The organism is Thalassobacter sp., assembly GCF_982993085.1.
Genome location: NZ_CEZFMW010000005.1, coordinates 1 through 19,033, shown reverse-complemented (window position 1 = coordinate 19,033; position 19,033 = coordinate 1). Strand labels below are relative to the sequence as shown.

The 19,033-nt window shown below is 59.3% G+C and carries 20 protein-coding genes; 5 read left to right on the top strand and 15 right to left on the bottom strand.

The window, feature by feature from the left end:
* Positions 1-8: 8 nt before the first annotated feature.
* Positions 9-713, top strand: a complete 705-nt coding sequence (deoD, locus tag AC4GMC_RS01690; protein ID WP_487878286.1) for a purine-nucleoside phosphorylase — start codon at positions 9-11, stop codon at positions 711-713.
* Here the strand turns inward: deoD and AC4GMC_RS01685 are convergent.
* From AC4GMC_RS01685 to AC4GMC_RS01660, 6 genes are all read right to left on the bottom strand, one after another.
* Positions 710-1,882, bottom strand: a complete 1,173-nt coding sequence (locus tag AC4GMC_RS01685; protein ID WP_487878285.1) for a type III PLP-dependent enzyme — start codon at positions 1,880-1,882, stop codon at positions 710-712. The two genes, deoD and AC4GMC_RS01685, sit on opposite strands and share 4 nt — an antisense overlap.
* 224 nt (positions 1,883-2,106) lie before the next feature.
* Entirely contained in the window at positions 2,107-3,141 is a 1,035-nt protein-coding gene (locus AC4GMC_RS01680; RefSeq protein WP_487876261.1) for a quaternary amine ABC transporter ATP-binding protein, read from the bottom strand.
* Positions 3,138-4,082 (bottom strand): ABC transporter permease, encoded by a 945-nt coding sequence (locus AC4GMC_RS01675; RefSeq protein WP_487876260.1) that lies wholly within the window; start codon positions 4,080-4,082, stop codon positions 3,138-3,140. Before AC4GMC_RS01675 ends, AC4GMC_RS01680 begins: the two co-directional genes overlap by 4 nt.
* 82 nt (positions 4,083-4,164) lie before the next feature.
* Positions 4,165-5,133 carry a glycine betaine ABC transporter substrate-binding protein gene (locus AC4GMC_RS01670; protein WP_487876259.1) on the bottom strand — a complete coding sequence of 323 codons (969 nt, stop codon included), beginning with the start codon at positions 5,131-5,133 and terminating at the stop codon, positions 4,165-4,167.
* 87 nt (positions 5,134-5,220) lie between these two features.
* Complete coding sequence (locus AC4GMC_RS01665; protein ID WP_487876258.1) at positions 5,221-5,970, bottom strand: class II aldolase and adducin N-terminal domain-containing protein; 750 nt, start codon at positions 5,968-5,970, stop codon at positions 5,221-5,223.
* Positions 5,971-6,016: 46 nt separating this feature from the next.
* Positions 6,017-6,442, bottom strand: coding sequence for a VOC family protein (locus AC4GMC_RS01660; protein ID WP_487876257.1), 426 nt, complete (start codon positions 6,440-6,442; stop codon positions 6,017-6,019).
* A 50-nt stretch (positions 6,443-6,492) separates the two neighbouring features.
* Between AC4GMC_RS01660 and ade the strand changes: the two genes are divergently transcribed.
* From ade to AC4GMC_RS01640, 4 genes are all read left to right on the top strand, one after another.
* Positions 6,493-8,277, top strand: a complete 1,785-nt coding sequence (ade, locus tag AC4GMC_RS01655; protein WP_487876256.1) for an adenine deaminase — start codon at positions 6,493-6,495, stop codon at positions 8,275-8,277.
* A complete protein-coding gene (locus AC4GMC_RS01650) occupies positions 8,274-9,758 on the top strand; it encodes an AMP nucleosidase (RefSeq protein ID WP_487876255.1) in 1,485 nt (494 codons plus the stop codon). Before ade ends, AC4GMC_RS01650 begins: the two co-directional genes overlap by 4 nt.
* 119 nt (positions 9,759-9,877) lie before the next feature.
* On the top strand, positions 9,878-10,168 hold the full coding sequence (locus AC4GMC_RS01645; RefSeq protein WP_487876254.1) for an HU family DNA-binding protein: 291 nt from the start codon (positions 9,878-9,880) through the stop codon (positions 10,166-10,168).
* Positions 10,169-10,247: 79 nt separating this feature from the next.
* A complete protein-coding gene (locus AC4GMC_RS01640; protein ID WP_487876253.1) occupies positions 10,248-11,114 on the top strand; it encodes a DMT family transporter in 867 nt (288 codons plus the stop codon).
* Between the two features lie 3 nt (positions 11,115-11,117).
* Here AC4GMC_RS01640 and aroC read toward each other — a convergent pair whose 3' ends face one another.
* From aroC to dapF, 9 genes are all read right to left on the bottom strand, one after another.
* Complete coding sequence (gene aroC, locus AC4GMC_RS01635; RefSeq protein ID WP_487876252.1) at positions 11,118-12,221, bottom strand: chorismate synthase; 1,104 nt, start codon at positions 12,219-12,221, stop codon at positions 11,118-11,120.
* Between the two features lie 109 nt (positions 12,222-12,330).
* A complete protein-coding gene (locus AC4GMC_RS01630; protein ID WP_487876251.1) occupies positions 12,331-13,149 on the bottom strand; it encodes a cytochrome c1 in 819 nt (272 codons plus the stop codon).
* Between the two features lie 18 nt (positions 13,150-13,167).
* The gene (gene petB, locus AC4GMC_RS01625; protein ID WP_038004045.1) at positions 13,168-14,514 is read right to left on the bottom strand and encodes a cytochrome b; all 1,347 of its coding nucleotides are present in this window, start codon (positions 14,512-14,514) and stop codon (positions 13,168-13,170) included.
* 18 nt (positions 14,515-14,532) lie between these two features.
* Positions 14,533-15,093, bottom strand: coding sequence for a ubiquinol-cytochrome c reductase iron-sulfur subunit (gene petA, locus AC4GMC_RS01620; RefSeq protein ID WP_038004043.1), 561 nt, complete (start codon positions 15,091-15,093; stop codon positions 14,533-14,535).
* Between the two features lie 177 nt (positions 15,094-15,270).
* A complete protein-coding gene (locus AC4GMC_RS01615; RefSeq protein WP_487876250.1) occupies positions 15,271-15,702 on the bottom strand; it encodes a GNAT family N-acetyltransferase in 432 nt (143 codons plus the stop codon).
* Between the two features lie 14 nt (positions 15,703-15,716).
* A complete protein-coding gene (locus AC4GMC_RS01610) occupies positions 15,717-16,316 on the bottom strand; it encodes a glutathione S-transferase family protein (protein WP_487876249.1) in 600 nt (199 codons plus the stop codon).
* A gap of 48 nt (positions 16,317-16,364) precedes the next feature.
* Positions 16,365-17,003, bottom strand: coding sequence for an FMN-binding negative transcriptional regulator (locus tag AC4GMC_RS01605; RefSeq protein WP_487876248.1), 639 nt, complete (start codon positions 17,001-17,003; stop codon positions 16,365-16,367).
* Between the two features lie 2 nt (positions 17,004-17,005).
* Entirely contained in the window at positions 17,006-18,259 is a 1,254-nt protein-coding gene (mtaB, locus tag AC4GMC_RS01600; RefSeq protein WP_487876247.1) for a tRNA (N(6)-L-threonylcarbamoyladenosine(37)-C(2))-methylthiotransferase MtaB, read from the bottom strand.
* A partial coding sequence (dapF, locus tag AC4GMC_RS01595) for a diaminopimelate epimerase (RefSeq protein ID WP_487880510.1) occupies positions 18,256-19,033 on the bottom strand: 778 nt, incomplete at its 5' end. The genes mtaB and dapF, both read right to left, overlap by 4 nt.

The window sequence follows — 19,033 nt, the reverse complement described above, 5'->3', positions numbered from 1 at the left end:
GACGCGCCATGACACCCCATATTTCCGCCCAACCCGGCGACATTGCCGAAACCGTTCTGATGCCCGGTGACCCGATGCGCGCCAAATGGGCCGCCGAAACCTTTCTCGACGCCCCAAAAGAGGTCAACGCAGTGCGCGGAATGCTCGGCTACACTGGCACATGGCGCGGCAATCCCGTCACGATCCACGGCTCCGGCATGGGGATGGCAAGCCTCTCGATCTATGCCAATGAGTTGATCAAAACCTACGGTACCAAGACACTGATCCGCATCGGCTCGACCGGCGCGATGCAAGAATACGTGGGCATACGCGACGTAATCCTCGCGATGACAGCCAGTACTGTGTCCACCCCATCTTCAACCATCTTCAAGGAACTAAACTTCGCCCCTTGCGCCGATTTCCACTTGCTGCAAGCCGCCCACACCGCCGCCAAGGCCAAAAACAGCACGGTTCATGTCGGTGGCATCTATAGCTCTGACACTTTTTACGACGAACGCCCCGACCTGAATGAACAGATGACCCGCCACGACATCCTCGCGGTAGAGATGGAAACCGCAGAGCTTTATATCCTCGCCGCCCGCCACAACTGCCGCGCACTGTCGGTCCTGACGGTATCCGACCACCTTTTGACGCATGAGGCGCTCCCTCCGCAGGAGCGCCAATCAAGCTTTGGCGACATGGTCGAAATCGCGCTTGAGGCGGCTTTCGCCTAGATCACAACCACGTCCAGCGGCGGAAACCCGTTGAACCCAACCGAGCTGTAGGTAGAGGTATAGGCCCCGCAATTGCGGATAATCACCTTATCCCCCGCCTGCAGCGACAGCGGCAACTGGATCGGACGCTGTTCGTACAGAACATCCGCGCTGTCGCACGACGGCCCGGCCAAAACACAGGCCCCCAACTCATCCCCATCGCGGGGCGTGATAAATTGATAGCGGATCGCCTCATCAATGGTTTCTGCCAGCCCCGAGAATTTGCCGATGTCCAAATACACCCACCGGTGCAGATCATCGTCAGATTTCCGCGACACCAACATCACCTCGGCAGCAATCGCACCGGCCTCCGCCACAAGACCCCGGCCGGGCTCCGCCATAATGTGCGGCACGTCGCCAAAACGGGCGGTGATACGCTCCATCACGCGGGTGGCATAGGCGGTGGGGGCCTCAATGTCTTGGCCATAAAACGCAGGAAACCCGCCCCCGATGTTCAGCAGTTGCAACGCAAACCCGTCGTCCAAGGCACGGTGCCAGATGGCCGCCACCTGATCCAGCGTCCCCTCCCACATCCGCGCCTCACGCGTTTGGGATCCGACGTGGAACGACAAACCATGCGGGTCCAGCCCCAACATCCGGGCGTGGCCGAGCAGTGACAAAACCTTGTCCGCGGCACAGCCAAACTTGCGCGACAGGGGCCAGTCGGCCTCTGGGTTGTCGACGATCACACGAATATACACCCGCGCACCGGGGGCGTTGGCGGCGATTTTCTCAAGCTCTTCTTCCGCATCGGCGGCAAACAAGGTGATGCCCACGCCATGGGCCCACGCCACATCCGAAGCGCGCTTGATCGTGTTGCCGAACGAAATCTGATCGGGCCGCGCGCCCGCCTCAAGGCACATCGCGATCTCACCACGCGAGGCCGCATCAAACCCCGACCCAAGCGCTACCAAACGGGCCAAAATAGCCTCATGCGGATTCGCTTTGACCGCGTAATGAATATGCGCATGTCCAAGGCCTGCGGCCAGTGCGCGAAACTGCGTTTCCACGGCATCGACATCCACCACAAGGGTCGGACAGTCAAAGCTATTGGCGTCGATGTAGGTTTCAGCGCGGGTGCGCGCACGGATAGGGGTGCGACCCGACAGGTCGGCTACGTATGCGTTCATGGTCATCTCCAATCAGACCCGGCCATTCCGGGTTCCCCCGGCTCAGACCGCTCACTTCCAAACAGAGACGTTACCGTCGCTACGTAACCGCGTGGGTGCTATGCCCACCTCGCCAGAGGCGCGTGCGTTGGCGTCTATAATCGCGCATATGCGGCCAATTTCAAAACCGATCAAGAAAAAAATTCAGCCCCGTGATCAGAGGCGGTTTTTTGTAACTTTTGGGGCTAATGGCGCCCTGCCACCCCGCGCGGAACCAAAGCACGCACCAAATCCCGCATATCGATTTGACCCAGAGTTTCGCCATTACGAACAACGCGGTAGCATAGGTTCGTTTCTCCGCCCGAGCGTGCGATCAACGCCTCTAGCGTGTCGTCCGGGTCCACGTCGCCCGCACAGGCGCGGTCCTGCACCGGCCCCATGACCGACCGAACACGCAGCACCCGCGCACGGTTAATATCGCGCACAAAATCCTCAATGTAGGGATCTGCCGGGGCCAACAGAATCCCCTGCGGCTCTCCTTGCTGAACCACAGCACCATCCTTCAGGATCACCAAATGGTCCGCCAGCTTCAGGGCCTCATCCAAATCGTGTGTGATAAACACGATCGTTTTTTTCAGCTCAAGCTGTAGCTCCAACAGCAGGTTCTGCATGTCCGTCCGGATCAACGGGTCCAACGCGGAAAACGCCTCATCCATCAACATGATATCCGCGTTTGAGGTCAGCGCCCGCGCAATCCCGACACGCTGCTGCATACCGCCCGACAGCTGCGCGGGATACCGGCCCTCATAGCCGTCCAACCCCACGCGTTTGAGCCACTTTTGCGCCTCTGTCTCGCGGGTCGGGCGGTCAACGCCCTGCACCTCTAGTGCGGTCGCCGCATTTTGCAGAACCGTCCGGTGCGGCAGCAAAGCAAACTTTTGAAACACCATCGACATGCGTTTTTGGCGCAACCGGCGCAGCGCATCAGGGCCCAGCGCGGTCACATCCTCACCATCCAACAGGATTTCGCCCGCCGTCGGCTCAATCAACCGGTTCAAATGCCGGATCAACGTCGATTTCCCGGACCCAGACAGCCCCATCACAACCGTGATTTCTCCGGGCTGCATATCGACCGAGATGTCCTCTAACCCCAGCACATGTTTGTGCCGTTCCAAAAGCTCGGCCTTGCCCATGCCATTCCGAACATGCGCCATCATTGCCGCATCATCGGGGCCAAAGATTTTGTACAAGCCGCGCAGGGCGATTTTCGGCGCACTCATTCGGCTTTTCCTGCCCGATCCACACGCGCCAACGCCGCCTTGGACGTACGGTCCAAAATGACCGCCAACAATACGATGCCGATGCCCGCCACCAGCCCCACGCCCAATTCCAAATTACGAATCCCGCGCAAGACCAGAACACCCAATCCCGGCGCCGACACAAGGCTGGCAATGACAACCATCGCAAGGCTCATCATGATGGTCTGGTTCACCCCTGCCATGATGTTCGGCAGCGCGAGCGGCAACTGCACTTTCCATAGCTTTTGACGCTGCGACATGCCAAATGCATCCGCCGCCTCAATCACGTCACGGTCCACCAAACGAATACCCAGATCCGTCAATCGGATCACCGGGACGATCGCATATAGAATAATCGCAATCCCATACAGCTTTGATTCCGTTACCGAAAACAAGAATATCAGCGGGATCAAATACACAAATGTCGGTAACGTTTGCAGCAGGTCCAATATCGGTACGATCCCACGCTGCACCGCTTTGCTGCGCGACATCGCAATGCCAATGGGCACGCCCAACACTACCGATATCGACGTACACACAAAAATAATCGAGAGCGTCTCTAGCGCGACCTCAAGGTGATCAATCACCCCAAGCCCCAAGAACGACAGCGCCACAAACAGCGTCACCCCACGGGACCGCGAAACGGTCCATGCCAAGTAAACCAACGCGGGCAACAGCACCCACCACGGCACGCTCGTGAAAAACCACAACGCGCTGTCCAGCATCCACGACAGGGGCTGCGTGATCGGGTCCAACACCAGCTTTAGCTCAGGCCGCATCGCCAAAAAGCCATCCTCTAGCGCGGCGGTCACATCCCGGGTTTGGGCAATTTGGGGGCAGGCCTCATGCAACACATCAAGCGAAGGGAACGGCACGCCGCCTCCCTCACCTGCCGCGCCTGTGCTGGCCAGCAAATCTGCCATCGATAGGGGCGCGTTGTCCCCCGCAGCATCGCACCAGGCACGTAGGCCTAGCGCATCAAATACCCCCTCGTATGCCACGCGCTTATTTAATCAGCGCGGCCAATTTGGCCTTTGCCTCATCGTCAAGCCAAGCGGACCAAACATCAGGGTAAGTCGTCAGGAACAGCACGGCTGCTTCTTCGTTCGACAGGCTATCGGCTTCTTGTGCCGCCAAAACTGCGCCCATTTGGGCGTTGGTAAAGGACATCTTGGTCAGGAATTCCGCCACCGCAGGCTCCCGCTCCGCGAATGCGGTGGTTGCGGCTGTCACAACGTTGGCGCGGGGATAGGCCGACAGACCCGGCGTGGCACAATCCTCTAGCCCGTTACAGGTGTGGATATCCGCGTCATATGGCGGGAATTCGACCTGCACCATCGGGTATTTGCCCAGCACCGAAGTCGGCGCCCAGTAATAGCCGAACCACGGCTCACGCGCCTCATAAGCAGCAGCCAGTGCGGCGGCCAGCGTCTCACCGGAGCCGTGTTTGAAACGCTCGATGCCCGCATCAACCAGCCCTGCGGCCTTGAGATTGTTGAAGTTTGTCACGTCACAGCCCCAGCCGGTGACACAATCGTGGAACAACCCACCGACCAGTTCGGGGTTCGCACGAATACCTTCCAACGTAGCCAACGCAGGGTTTTCTTCGACCAGATAGGCAGGGACCCACCACGCCTCAACGCCGCCATCCGACAACACCTTGGACATTTCGGTCAGTTTGCCCTCGGCGATCAGGTCGTCATAGACCTCGGTGTAGCTGGTCCACAGCTCCGTCAGGATGTCCGGCTGGCCCGTTTCCGCAACGGACGCCATCGCGGGCACCGTTGTCGTAGGCACCACGGTCACATCGCAGCCATAGCCCTGCTGCATCAAGAAACTTGCAACCGATGTAACAACCGCCGCAGAGGCCCAGTCCATCTCGGTGATCGAAACTTCACCGCAATCGGCAAAGGCGGCAGTGGTGCTAAGGGCACCGGCGGTCAATGTAGCAGCGGCAATCGTTTTCAAATGCATGGTAGGCTCCTGGTTAATCCCGCGCAGATATCCGCGCGGGTGAAAGGTTGGCTGCATTGTCCAGCACTTTGCGGCGAAATTGAACCGCTAAGTCGCGTAGCTATCGCCCTCTGCGTCAAGAAGCGCCTTTAGCTCCGACAAGAATTTCTCATCGTCGCCAGAATACTCCTCAATCTCACGGGCGGTTTTTTCTGCAACCTCGTCGGACAGGATGTTCAGCGGCTGACCCGTTTGTAGCGCACGGATGTAATTCGCGCAGGCCCGCTCAAAGTAATAGAGCCGGCCAAACGTCTCACCCACGGTATCGCCAATCACCATCACGCCGTGGTTGCCCATCACAAGGACCTTCTTGCGCGGGTCGTCCAACAGTTTGGCACAGCGCGCGCCTTCTTCCTCTAGCGCGAGGCCACCATAAGCAGGGTCCACCGCGATCCGGTTAAAGAACATCGCGGCGTTCTGTTCCAGCGGGGGCAGAACCGGGTCCTTGAGGCAGGCCAGAACAGTCGCATAGGGCGAATGGACGTGCATCGCGCAACGCGCATGCGGGCACAAACGGTGCAAGCCACGGTGCAACCCCCACGCCGTTTCATCGGGTGCATTCGGCCCCTGCAACGTCTCGGGGTCGTTGGCATCTACGACGATCAGGTCGCTCGCACGGATACGCGAAAAATGCATCATGTTCGGGTTCATCAAAAACTTGGAACCGTCCTCATTGATCGATAGCGAAAAGTGGTTGGCCACCCCTTCGTGCATGTCCATCCGCGCCGTCCAGCGGAAGGCCGCAGCCATATCCACCCGCTCCGTCCAATTCGCGATATTCGCGCCTGCACCGTCCATGTTTTTCCTCCCGTTTAATGTATACTTTAATGTATACATTGTGGCCCTAGCTTTTCAGGGGCCTTGATGGCACCCAAGCGTATCCGCTGGGCGATAGAATGTAAGCCTCGCAGAGGCCGTGGGGTTTGTCCGTTGGGGGCTGCAAAATCACATCACCCCGAACCGTCGCACGCGCCACCGCAACCTCTGGCGCGATGTCATATAGCCGAAATTCCGCCCCGCCCCCGCGCGGCGGATTTTCGGGGACCAATCCAAGCAGTGGGTTGGCGTGATAGGTGCCATCGCTGTGCAATTGAAACACCGCCTCACCCAAAACCAAAATCGCAAAATCAGCCGAGACGCGATGGGCTGTCATGCCAAACACGTCGGTCAAAAACGCCACCTCATCCGCGACATCCACGACCAACAGGTTGATCCCAAAACCACGCAGACCCGCGCCGAATGCCTCGGCAGAGATCGTATCATAGTCCATTGGCCGCGCTCCCGTCTTGCGCCTGTAGCCTGCCCGTGTCAGCGTGCCTTATGCAAGCAAAAGATATTACGTCTTGGGCGGACTGCGCCCCCACATTAATTGCCGTAGCCGCCGGGCGAACGCCTGCGCAAACCGTGGTCCGTGGCGGCCGCGTGGTAAACGTGCACACCCGTGAAATCCTTGAGTGGGAGATCGCCATATCGCATGGGCGTTTCGCCTATGTCGGCCCAGACGCAAGCCATTGTATTGGCCCAGATACCCAGGTGATCGACGCAGCCGGGCGCTATGTCATTCCGGGCCTGTGCGACGCCCATATGCACATCGAGAGCGGGATGCTGACCCCAGCCGAATTCGCCGCCGCCGTCATCCCCCATGGCACGACCTCTATGTTCACCGATCCCCATGAAATCGCGAATGTTTTGGGCCTACGCGGTGTGCTTTTGATGCATGATGAGGCGCTGTTGCAACCCATCAGCATTTTCACCCAGATGCCGTCCTGTGCGCCCTCTGCGCCCGGGCTAGAAACCACCGGCCATGAGATCACCCCCGACGACGTGGCCGAGGCGATGGCATGGCCCGGGATCATCGGCTTGGGTGAGATGATGAACTTTCCCGGCGTGGTGAACGGCGACCCCAAGATGCTGGCCGAAATGGCCGCCACCGCGCGGGCGGGCAAAACCATCGGGGGGCACTATGCCTCTCCGGATTTGGGGCCTGCGTTTCATGCCTATGCGGCGGGCGGTCCGGCGGATGACCATGAAGGCACATGTGAGAACGACGCCATCGCCCGCGTGCGCCAAGGGATGCGGTCCATGATGCGGCTTGGTTCGGCTTGGTATGACGTTGAAAGCCAGATCACCGCCATCACGGAGCGCGGCCTTGATCCGCGTAATTTCATCCTGTGCACCGATGATTGCCATTCCGGTACGTTGGTGAATGACGGGCACATGGACCGTGTGGTGCGCCATGCGATTGCCTGCGGCTGTGACCCGTTGATTGCCCTGCAAATGGCCACAATCAACACCGCCACACACTTTGGCCTAGAGCGCGAGTTGGGGTCCATTGCGCCCGGGCGGCGTGCAGATCTAATCCTGACCTCTTCGCTAGAAGACCTGCCGATTGAGATGGTTATCGCCTTGGGTGAGGTCGTGGCAGAGGGCGGCGTGTTGCGCGCGACATGCCCACATATCGATTGGCCAACGTCTGCGCGAAACACCGTTCACCTGGGTAAGCCCCTGACTGCGCGGGATTTTGAGATTGCGGGCAGCGGTGAAACCGCAACCTGCCGCGTCATCGGCGTGGTCGAGAACCAAGCCCCAACGGAGGCCTTGATCCGCGAACTGCCTGTGCGTGACGGCCTGATTGAGGGCACCGGCGACACCTGTCAGATCGCGCTTGTGGAACGGCACAAAGGCACGGGCGGTGTGAGCAACGCGTTCGTCGCGGGCTTTGGCTATAGCGGGCCGATGGCCATGGCCTCGACCGTGGCGCACGACAGTCACCACATGATCGTTGTGGGCACATCGCGCGCGGATATGGCATTGGCGGCGAACCGTCTTGCGCAGGTCGGCGGCGGCGTCACGGTATGGCAAGACGGGCGCGAGTTGGCCTTGGTTGAGCTGCCCATTGCGGGGCTGATGTCGGACAGTCCCGCCAAGGAAGTCGCGGCCAAAGCGGACGCCATGGTCGCCGCAATGCAGGCCTGTGGTTGCACCCTCAACAACGCCTATATGCAGCATTCTCTGCTGGCACTTGTGGTCATCCCCGCCCTGCGGATCAGTGACCTTGGACTGGTGGATGTCACGAAATTTGAGCTAACGGAATTGACCCTATGAACGCCCCCCGCGCGACGACCAAAATCTCGAGCCCGCCAGACGCGGAACCCACACGTTTCACGGACCCTGCCGCCGCAGTGGCCGAGCTTCAACGGCTGTACACCGAAGCCACCGGATTTTTGAACGCCGCGTTTAACCGCGCCACGGCCGAGGGTGATCCGGGCTGCCGGTTTCGGGCCTATTACCCCGAAATCCGTTTAACGACACGCAGCTACGGGCATGCTGACAGCCGACTAAGCTTTGGCCACGTAGCAGAGCCCGGCGTCTATGCGACCACGATCACACGCCCTGATCTGTTTGCGCATTACTTGACCCAGCAGATCGCGCTGCTGATCCAGAACCATGATGTTGGCGTGTGGATTGGTTGGTCACAAACGCCGATCCCGATCCATTTTGCGGTGCTCAACGACGACAGCCTTAGCGTGCCCCAAGACGGGGTTTTGCCCTTTTTGATGCGGGATATTTTCGATGTTCCGGACCTAAGCACAACGAATGACGATATCGCCAATGGGGTGGGGTTTGCCTTTGAGGATGGCGCGAAACCGCTGGCACCGTTTACCGCGCAACGCATCGATTATTCGCTCGCGCGGCTGGCGCATTACACCGCGACTGACGCTGAGCATTTTCAAAACCACGTGCTGTTCACCAATTACCAATTCTATGTTGATGAATTCGTGGCATACGCCCGTGCGGCCCTGCGGGACCCGGCGTCGGGGTATACCGCGTTGATTGGGCCCGGCAATGTTGTCCTGACGGACCCCGATGGTGATCTGCCCGAGCCCGCCAAGATGCCCCAAATGCCGACCTATCACCTGAAGCGCGGCAAGGAGGCGGGCATCACATTGGTTAATATCGGCGTTGGTCCGTCCAATGCCAAAACCGCGACGGACCATATTGCCGTACTGCGCCCACATGTTTGGCTGATGGTGGGGCATTGTGCTGGGCTGCGGAACTCTCAGTCGTTGGGGGATTTCGTACTGGCCCATGCCTATCTGCGCGAAGACCATGTGTTGGACGATGACCTGCCCGTTTGGGTGCCGATCCCTGCCTTGGCCGAAGTGCAGATCGCGCTGGAAACCGCCGTGGCCGAGGTGACTGAGCTGGAGGGCTATGAGCTGAAGCGGATCATGCGCACGGGCACTGTTGCCACGATTGATAACCGCAACTGGGAATTGCGAGAGACATCCGGCCCGGTCAAACGGCTGAGCCAATCACGGGCGGTGGCGTTGGACATGGAAAGTGCGACCATCGCGGCCAATGGTTTCCGCTTTCGCGTGCCCTACGGGACGCTGCTGTGTGTGTCGGATAAACCTCTCCACGGAGAGTTGAAATTGCCCGGAATGGCATCGAGTTTTTACAAGTCGCAGGTCAGTCGGCATCTGCTCATTGGGATCCGCGCCATGGAGAGCCTGCGCGAAATGCCACTCGAACGGCTGCATTCGCGCAAATTACGCAGCTTTGAAGAGACCGCTTTCCTCTAAAAGGGCAAAATAACGTAGAAAACTGGGGGTCAGGGCACACAACTTGTTGTGTGTCCCCACATCATTCGGCTAGAATTATATGAAACAACCGCCAGGGTTAAAGCTTTGAGGAGATCGACATGGCAACTAAACCAATGACAAAGACCCAGCTTGTGGCCGCATTGGCAGAAAAGATGGATACGGACAAAAAGTCAGCAGGCGCCGCACTGGACGCAATCTGCGAACTGATCACGTCCGAAGTTTCCGGCGGTGGCGCCGTGACACTGCCCGGCATCGGCAAAATTGCCTGCCGTGAGCGCCCCGAGCGTATGGTGCGCAACCCCGCCACCGGTGAGCAGTTCAAGAAAGACGCTGACAAGGTCGTGAAAATGACCATCGCCAAAGCGCTGAAAGACAGCGTGAACGGCTAAGCGCTTTTCGAGCGTAGATTTTAAGGGTCGTCTTCGGGCGGCCCTTTTTCTTTGACGACAGCCGTGTGATAGGAAGCCCATGGATATTCGCGCACTTTTTCTGGGGCTGGCCTTTGCCCTTATGTGGTCTTCGGCCTTTACATCGGCTCGGATCATCGTGGCCGAAGCACCACCGATTTTGTCGCTGGCGCTGCGGTTTTTGATCTCTGGCGGGATTGGTGTAGCGTTGGCGTTTGCCATGGGTCAGACCGTGCGGCTCACCCGGGGGCAATGGTCCGCGGTTGTGGTGTTTGGCGTTTGCCAAAACGCGCTGTACCTGGGGCTGAACTTTGTTGCGATGCAGTGGATCGAAGCGTCACTTGCGGCGATTATCGCAAGCGTGATGCCCCTGCTGGTGGCTGTCTGCATTTGGGTCTTATTTGGGGAACGTACCCGCGCATTGGGCGTGGCCGGATTGATTGCAGGCACAGTGGGTGTCGCGTTGATCATGGGAACCCGATTGCAGGGCGGCGCCGATATCTGGGGCGTGGCTTTTTGCCTGATCGGGGTCGTGGCGTTGACAGCGGCAACCTTGGCGATGCGCGGCGTGTCGGGGGGCGGCAATCTGATGATGGTGGTGGGGCTACAAATGCTGGTCGGCTCAGCCGTTCTGGCGCCGATTGGTTTTGCACTTGAGACATGGGACGTCACATGGTCGCCCCGGTTGATCAGTGCGCTGGCCTACACCACGCTGGTGCCCGGGCTGGCGGCAACGTGGGTTTGGTTCACATTGGTCGAGCGTATCGGCGCGACACCTGCCGCGACGTTCCACTTTCTCAATCCGTTCTTCGGAGTGGTCGTCGCCGCCCTATTGTTGGGCGAGCGTTTGGGCGTTGCGGACGCAGTGGGCGTTATTGTCATCGCAGGCGGCATTCTGGCTGTTCAGGTCAGCCGAATGCGCGCCTAGCGGCTAGCCAATCGCGCCTTGGTTTTCACCAACTTGCCCACGGTGCAGCAGGATATGATCCAACAGAACGCAGGCCATCATCGCCTCTCCTACGGGGACGGCGCGAATGCCGACGCAAGGATCGTGGCGACCTTTGGTGATGATCGTAGTCTCTTCGCCGGACTTGGTGATGGTACGCCGTTCCGACAGGATGCTCGACGTTGGCTTGACCGCAAACCGTACAACGACGTCTTGGCCCGTGCTGATCCCGCCCAAAATACCGCCCGCGTGGTTTGAGCTATATTCCGGACCGTTAGGGCCCATGAAAATCTCATCCGCGTTGTCGCGTCCCGTAAGCGCAGCTGCGGCCATGCCTTCACCGATTTCCACACCTTTGACAGCATTGATCGACATCATCGCAGCGGCCAGATCGGTATCCAGCTTGCCATAAATCGGTGCGCCAAGACCTGCGGGAATCCCACGGGCGGTTACCTCGATCACGGCACCGACGGAATTATGATCATCCTTGCGGAGCCAATCCAAGTGCGCCTCAAACGCGCTGGCGGCCTGTGGGTCCGGGCACCAAAAATCGTTGCGCCCAATTTCATCCCAATCGAACTGTGCGCGATCAATCCCAAGCGCACCCATCTGGACCATATAACCGGTGATCTGAAGTTCCGGCACCATCTGCGCCAGTGCGGCACGGGCAATACCGCCCGCCGCAACCCTAGCGGCCGTTTCGCGCGCGCTGGACCGACCACCGCCACGATAATCACGGATACCGTATTTCTGCCAATAGGTGATGTCCGCATGGCCGGGGCGAAATTTCTCGACGATGTCGCCGTAATCCTTGGAGCGTTGATCGGTGTTTTCGATCATCAGCTGAATCGGAGTGCCTGTGGTGCGGCCCTCAAACATGCCCGACAGGATGCGCACGGCATCGGGTTCTTTGCGTTGTGTGGTGTTCTTATTCTGACCGGGCTTACGCTTGTCCAGCCACTGCTGAAGGAACGCTTCATCCACCGCGATACCGGGGGGACAGCCATCAACCGTGGCCCCCAATGCGGGCCCGTGGCTTTCGCCCCAAGTGGTGACGCGGAAGAGATGTCCGAAAGAATTCATCGACATGGGCAGTGCTCCTTTGCGAGCATTGGTCTAGCGGGCAGCAGGCAGGCCCTCAACATGAAAAAAGGGCGCGAGACCAGCCCGCGCCCTTTTTCAATCATGACTAACGCGCTTATTCAGCGGGTTGGCCGGAAGCTTTGGCTTTCTTCTTCACCGGCGCCCAGAGGCGTTTGTTGGTGAGGTAAAGCAGAACCGTCAGCAGAGACAGCAACAGAACAGAGGTCAGACCCATCTGTTGACGTGCCATCATCTTGGGCTCAGCGGTCCACATCAAGAAGGCCGAGACGTCCTGAGCGATCGATTCCAGGTCCGTTGCCGCACCATCGTCAAACTCAAGATCGTCGCCCCAAAGTGGGGGCGCCATGGAAATCCAGCCGCCGGGGAACGCTTTGTTTTCGTACAAAACGGTGCCAGCTTCTTCTTTTTCTTCACCGGTGTAGCCCGCCAGCAGGGATGCGATGTATTCCGCGCCGCCCATGCCTTTGAACAACTGGTTTGTGCCAAGGCCATAGGGGCCGTGGAAACCAGCGCGCGCCTTTGCCATCAGGGACAGGTCCGGTGCGCCAACGCCGTTCACGGCGGGGAAGTTGTCGGACGGAACCGCCTGACGGTAGTCGCCTTCGCCGTCGTTCAGGGACGAATCCCAGACTTCGAAGTTGGATGTGTAGGCTTTCATCTGGTCTTCGGGGAGACCGACGCCGCCTTCGTCCGACAGGGTGCGGAAGGGCACGTACTGTAGGCCGTGGCAGGAGGCGCAGATCTCGGTGTAGACCTTGAGGCCGCGTTGCAGTTGGTTCTGGTCAAATTTGCCGAATGGGCCTTCGAAGGAGAAGGCATAGTCGGTCACATAACCAGCGCCGCCAGCGGCGATGGCAGGAGTTCCTGCCAAGGCCGTAAGTGCTGCTGCGGTGATCGCAAGTTTCTTGAACATGTGTCAGAGTCCCCTGTCTTATTCGGCTGGCGAGGCGGCAGGTGCGCCGTCTTTGCCATCCGAGGACTTGAATTTGGCGTTAAAGTCATCTTCGATCGTTGCAGGCTGAACGTCTGGCTTCTCGAGGACGCCCAGAAGGGGCAGGATCACGAGGAAGTAGGCGAACCAGTATGTTGCACCAATCAGAGCGATGACCGGGTAGATGCCTTCGGCGGGCATTGCGCCAACCCAAGTCAGAACCACGAAGTTCACCACGAAGATCCAGAACCACCACTTGAACATTGGGCGGTAGCGGCCGGAACGGACGTTGGACGTGTCGAGCCATGGCACAAGCGCCATCACAACAATCGCGCCGAACATCGCAACCACACCAAAGAACTTCGCGTCGACGATGCCACCTGTGAGGAAGCCCACAAGTTGCACGAGCCAGACGGTGTCATCAAATGCACGCAGGATCGCGTAGAACGGCAAGAAGTACCATTCGGGCACGATGTGTGCGGGCGTCGCCAAGGCGTTGGCCTCGATGTAGTTATCGGGGTGGCCAAGGTAGTTGGGCATGAAGCCCACGATGGCGAAGAACACAGCGAGGATCAGAGCCAGTGCAAACAGGTCCTTGATCACGAAGTAGGGCCAGAACGGCAGTGTGTCTTTCTCGGCTTCTGCTTTCGACGTGCGGCGAACTTCGACACCGGTTGGGTTGTTGTTGCCCGTGGTGTGGAAGGCCCAGATGTGCACGATCACGAGACCGGCAATCACGAAGGGCAGCAAATAGTGCAGTGAGAAGAAGCGGTTCAGTGTGGCGTTGTCCACGGCGGGTCCGCCCAGCAGCCATGTTTGCAGGCCTTCACCGATGAACGGGATAGCGCCAAACAGGCCAGTGATCACGGTCGCGCCCCAGAAGGACATCTGACCCCATGGCAGCACGTAGCCCATGAACGCAGTACCCATCATCAACAAGTAGATCAGCATACCGATGATCCATGTGACTTCGCGGGGTGCTTTGTACGAGCCGTAGTAGAGGCCGCGGAAGATGTGCAGGTAGACCGCAACAAAGAACAGCGACGCGCCGTTCATGTGCAGATACCGCAGAGCCCAACCGCCGTTCACGTTGCGCATGATGTGCTCAACGGAGGCGAACGCGAAGTCCACGTGGGGCGTGTAGTGCATCACCAGAACGATACCGGTGATGATCTGCAGCGCTAGCGTAAACGTCAGCACGATGCCCCAGATCCACATCCAGTTGAGGTTCTTGGGGGTGGGCAGCATCAATGTATCGTACAACAAACCTACGATTGGCAGCCGCTTGTGCAGCCACTTTTCACCGCCGGTTGTTGGTTCGTAGTGGTCGTGGGGAATTCCGGACATGGTCGTATTTCTCCCTGATTAACCGAGTTTAATTGTTGTTTCGTTGACGAAAGACGCAACGGGGATGGGCAGGTTTTCGGGCGCCGGGCCACGGCGAATCCGACCTGAGGTGTCGTAGTGCGAACCGTGGCAGGGGCAGAACCACCCACCGTAGTCACCAGCACCGTCACCGATTGGCACACAACCAAGGTGCGTACACACCCCGATCATCACGAGCCATTCGCCGGTTTCGTCCAACGCGCGGTTTTCATCAGCAGCGTCAGCGCCGCTGATATTGCGGTTCCGAGCTTCGCCATCGAGCAGGTCGCCCAGCTCAACGGTGCGCGCAGCTTCAATTTCTTCGGCTGTGCGGCGGCGAATGAACACGGGCTTGCCCAAGAACAGAACGCTAATCTGCGTTCCTTCAACAACGCCCGAAACGTCCACTTCAATGGAGGACAGGGCCTGTACGTCCGCGGAGGGGTTCATCTGGTTAACGAGGGGCCAAACCCCGGCGCCGACCGTGACAGCCCCCACACCAGCGGTGGCGTAGTAGAGAAAATCCCGACGAGTGTCGGTCTGATCGTCTGCGTGTGACACGTAGGTATCTCCCGTGTTGTGTACCGGACGCCTCGCGCGCCCCAGCGGTTCAAACGAAACAGGGCGCGCGGGAATCCCTTTGCGCCCAAATTTGGTGCCTTCTAGCAGGACCTAGCGAGCAGTGCCCAGCGGACAAACGCGCGCAGGTGCGCCCGATTGTCGCGGAGCGGTCATAACTTAATCCCAAACGGGGGGTGCGAGCGTCATTTCCATCTCTCGGTGATCGATCCCGGCGTCATCATAGACGGGGCCATAAACCGTGAACCCTAACTTGGCGTAAAACGGGATCGCGGTGACTTGGCTGCCCAAGACCGCCTTGGAAAATCCGTCTTGGGGCAGTTCACGCACGACGGTTTGCATCAAAAGCGCGCCTGCCCCCTTGCCCCGATGCGCCTTGAGAACGGCAACGCGTTGAATTTTAGCCGTTTCATCCATCGGCTTGACCCGCAGCGTGGCGATCGCGACCTCTCCATCCCACAACAAGTAGTGGTGGCAATCGTCATCAAGGCCGTCCATTTCCTCAGCCTCGCTGACGCCCTGTTCCTCGATGAACACGGCACGGCGGATGGCCTGACAAGCGGCGATATCGTGGGTTTCTTCGACGCGCATGTGCGGCTGGTCCTTCATGCTGGTTTGGTTTGCAGCATGGCGGGGCGCGCGGCAAAATCCTTTTCCCACGCGGCCAGCACGTCACGCCCAGCGCGCCAGTTCCGGTCTGCGTGGCGCAGGTCGAGATAGCCCAGCGCGCAGCCAACGGCGATGTGACCGGCATCAACGGGACCGTGCAGGTGGCTCATCCAGCGGGCGCCCAGCGCATCAAGCGCGCGCTCAACTTTACCCCATTGCGCATCGAACCACGTGGGCCAATGCAATTCCTCGGGGCGGAGCCTTTGTTCATAAACGATACCTATCGCGGCATCCATGATCGCGTCGCCTGTGGCCTCTAGGGTCAAAGTCTCCCACAAGCGGGCATCGGGGTACAACGCGGCATCGGCGCGGGCGTTCAGGAAGCGGCTGATTACGCGGCTATCATACAGCGCAGGGCCTTCATCACGTAAAAGCGCTGGAATTTTGCCCACAGGGTTGGCCGCGGACAGTTCGGGGACATTGGCCATGGGGTTGGTTTTGGTGTCCACGACCTCCACGTCGCTTTGTTCGGTTTCCAATAGCAATACGCGGACTTTGCGCGCGTAAGGCGATGCATCAGACGCCAAAAGTTTCATGACCCCTCCCTGGGATATCCTATTCTGGGTAAAGCTAGCGCGGTGTCCCTATGGAGAAAAGGGGCCGCGCATAAGGGCCGCCAAAAGCCGGACCTCTTGGCCGGTGCCAAAAGCCTCCATTTGATCAGCAGCGCGCAGGCGAACATCGTCAGATTTATTCTGGTTCAACTTCCATGTGCCTTCGGTCGCGGTGACGGTCATGCGGCAGGGCACGATCTGACGCATCATGCTTTCCAGCACCTCGGGCGTCATTTTATCGGTCGTCCAAGGCGTCTTGTGCGGCAGGAGTGCTTCGAAATGCGCGGATTCACGGTCTAGCATTTCGTGCATGTCCGTTTGCGGAAGTACACCAAGCGTGCCGCGCAGGTGCACGGCCACGTAGTTCCATGTCGGCACCTGATCGGGAACTTCGTACCAATCGGGTGAAATATATCCATCGGGACCGGATACCGCGATCACCGCTGGCTGCGCGCCATCCTTAAGCCGCCGCAGGATCGGGTTGGAGCGGACGAGGTGTAGATCAAGACTATCGCCCTGTGCGTTCAGTAGGAACGGAACATGAGAGATCAGTGGCCCGTTGGCGGCACTGTCAGCAGCATTGAGGCTGAGAACACCAAATCCCCGTTCCCGCGCGTAATCCCGATTGCGCGCTTCAGGGGTTTTGCGAAAGGCGGGATTCGGATGCAACGCTAGCAGCCCTGCCCGCGAAGCTGCGCACCATCTGCACCCGTGACCCGCGCCTGCACGATCTGTCCCTCGGGGTGGTCGGCATCAAACGTTACTTCGGCAAAGTGGGGCGTGCGGCCCATGCGAGTATTTTCCATCAGGACAGGCTGCGTGGTGCCCACCCATTGCGCAAGATGTTTCTGGACCTGCGCGTCACCAGCGGCGCGCAGCCGAGCGGCGCGATCCTTGATGATGCGTCCATCGACAGCAGGCATTTTGGCGGCTGGCGTGCCCTCACGCGCGGAATAGGGAAAGACGTGGAGCCACGTCAGATCACACTCTTCAACCAGCTTAAGACTATCGGCAAAGTGGGCCTCGGTCTCAGTCGGAAAGCCCGCAATGATATCGGCGCCAAAGGTCATGCCGGGGCGCAGGCGGCGCGCTTCTTGGCAGAATTGGATTGCATCGTCGCGCAGGTGGCGGCGCTTCATCCGCTTTAGGATCAGGTCTGCGCCGTGTTGCAGGCTGAGGTGCAGATGCGGCATCAGACGCGACTCGGTAGCAATGGCCTGCATCAGGTTTTCATCCACCTCAATCGAATCGATCGAGCTGATGCGCAAGCGAGGCAGGTCTGGCACCAGCTTGAGGATACGCATAACCAGGTCGCCAAGTTTCGGCGTGCTGGGCAGATCCGCGCCCCATGAGGTTAGGTCAACGCCGGTCAAAACGACCTCATTATAGCCGCGCCCTACCAGCCGTTTGATCTGTTCGACCACAACGCCCGCAGGCACCGAGCGGGAATTACCGCGACCGTAGGGAATGATGCAGAACGTGCAGCGGTGATCGCACCCGTTTTGGACCTGCACGTAGGCGCGGGACCGCGTGCCAAAGCCGTCGATCAGGTGGCCCGCCGTCTCAGTGACGGACATGATATCATCGACCTGCACCTGTTCGGTCGTGCCGATTCCAAAGGCGGCCCATGTTTGAGGCTGCATTTTTTCCGTATTGCCGACAACGTGGTCGACCTCTTCCATGGCCGCAAAGCTTTCGGGGGCTGTTTGGGCAGCGCATCCAGTGACGATGATCTTGGCGTCGGGGTGTGTACGGCGCAGCTTGCGGATATCTTGGCGAGCCTTGCGCACAGCTTCGGCGGTGACGGCGCAGGTGTTAACGATCACGGCGTCCTTTAGGCCCGCTTGCGTCGCCAACTCCCTCATCGCCTCGGTTTCATAGGCGTTTAGACGGCAGCCATGATTGGAAAACACAGGGGCGTTCATAACCAAACCCCGTTGAACACATGGGCCGTGGCCCCGGACATCCAGACGCCATCGTCGCGCCAATCGATCACGATATCCCCGCCATCCAACGTGACACGCACGTGACGCCCAGTCAGGCCCCGCCGCGCAGCCGCGACAGCCGTCGCGCAAGAACTAGAGCCAGACGCCAAAGTGATTCCCACCCCACGCTCCCACACGCGCATCCGAAGGTGATTTGGCGCGATAAGGTGTGCGACTTGAACATTTGTACGCTCAGGGAACAAAGAGTGATGTTCGTGGGCCGCGCCAAAGGCCGCAAGGTCAACTGCCTCGGCATCCTCAACGAAAAACGTGCAATGCGGATTGCCCATGCCAGTCGCCGTGGGTGCGCCCGCGATGGGCAATTCTAACGTGTCCATTTCGTAGGCCAGCGGCACGTCCCGCCAGTCAAGCAGCGGAGGGCCCATGTTAACCGAAGTGATCCCATCCCCAAGATCGCGTGCGAACAGGACGCCGCGTTCGGTGCGCAATGTCAGCGTGCCCGTGCCCGTTTGGCACATTTCGTAGGCCGCGATGCAGCGCGTGGCATTTCCACAGGCCCCAGCGGTTGAGCCATCGGCATTCCAAAACACCAACTCAACATCCGCCTGAGCGGAGTGCCTGATGACCGCGAGCTGATCGAAACCAACCCCGCGATGCCGATCACCGATCGCGCGCGCAATGGCTGCGTCGACCACCGAACCAGTGGCGCGTTCATCGATCACGACGAAGTCATTGCCCAGCCCATGCATCTTC

Bases quoted from the DNA above. Each gene is read 5' to 3' on its own strand.
- AC4GMC_RS01660 (WP_487876257.1), bottom strand. From the start codon at position 6,442: ATGGACTATGATACGATCTCTGCCGAGGCATTCGGCGCGGGTCTGCGT.
- AC4GMC_RS01685 (WP_487878285.1), bottom strand. From the start codon at position 1,882: ATGAACGCATACGTAGCCGACCTGTCGGGTCGCACCCCTATCCGTGCG.
- AC4GMC_RS01630 (WP_487876251.1), bottom strand. From the start codon at position 13,149: ATGTTCAAGAAACTTGCGATCACCGCAGCAGCACTTACGGCCTTGGCA.
- AC4GMC_RS01670 (WP_487876259.1), bottom strand. From the start codon at position 5,133: ATGCATTTGAAAACGATTGCCGCTGCTACATTGACCGCCGGTGCCCTT.
- AC4GMC_RS01680 (WP_487876261.1), bottom strand. From the start codon at position 3,141: ATGAGTGCGCCGAAAATCGCCCTGCGCGGCTTGTACAAAATCTTTGGC.
- AC4GMC_RS01650 (WP_487876255.1), top strand. From the start codon at position 8,274: ATGAACGCCCCCCGCGCGACGACCAAAATCTCGAGCCCGCCAGACGCG.
- AC4GMC_RS01645 (WP_487876254.1), top strand. From the start codon at position 9,878: ATGGCAACTAAACCAATGACAAAGACCCAGCTTGTGGCCGCATTGGCA.
- petB (WP_038004045.1), bottom strand. From the start codon at position 14,514: ATGTCCGGAATTCCCCACGACCACTACGAACCAACAACCGGCGGTGAA.
- aroC (WP_487876252.1), bottom strand. From the start codon at position 12,221: ATGTCGATGAATTCTTTCGGACATCTCTTCCGCGTCACCACTTGGGGC.
- deoD (WP_487878286.1), top strand. From the start codon at position 9: ATGACACCCCATATTTCCGCCCAACCCGGCGACATTGCCGAAACCGTT.
- ade (WP_487876256.1), top strand. From the start codon at position 6,493: ATGCAAGCAAAAGATATTACGTCTTGGGCGGACTGCGCCCCCACATTA.
- AC4GMC_RS01640 (WP_487876253.1), top strand. From the start codon at position 10,248: ATGGATATTCGCGCACTTTTTCTGGGGCTGGCCTTTGCCCTTATGTGG.
- AC4GMC_RS01615 (WP_487876250.1), bottom strand. From the start codon at position 15,702: ATGCGCGTCGAAGAAACCCACGATATCGCCGCTTGTCAGGCCATCCGC.
- AC4GMC_RS01675 (WP_487876260.1), bottom strand. From the start codon at position 4,082: ATGGCAGATTTGCTGGCCAGCACAGGCGCGGCAGGTGAGGGAGGCGGC.
- AC4GMC_RS01665 (WP_487876258.1), bottom strand. From the start codon at position 5,970: ATGGACGGTGCAGGCGCGAATATCGCGAATTGGACGGAGCGGGTGGAT.
- mtaB (WP_487876247.1), bottom strand. From the start codon at position 18,259: ATGAACGCCCCTGTGTTTTCCAATCATGGCTGCCGTCTAAACGCCTAT.
- AC4GMC_RS01610 (WP_487876249.1), bottom strand. From the start codon at position 16,316: ATGAAACTTTTGGCGTCTGATGCATCGCCTTACGCGCGCAAAGTCCGC.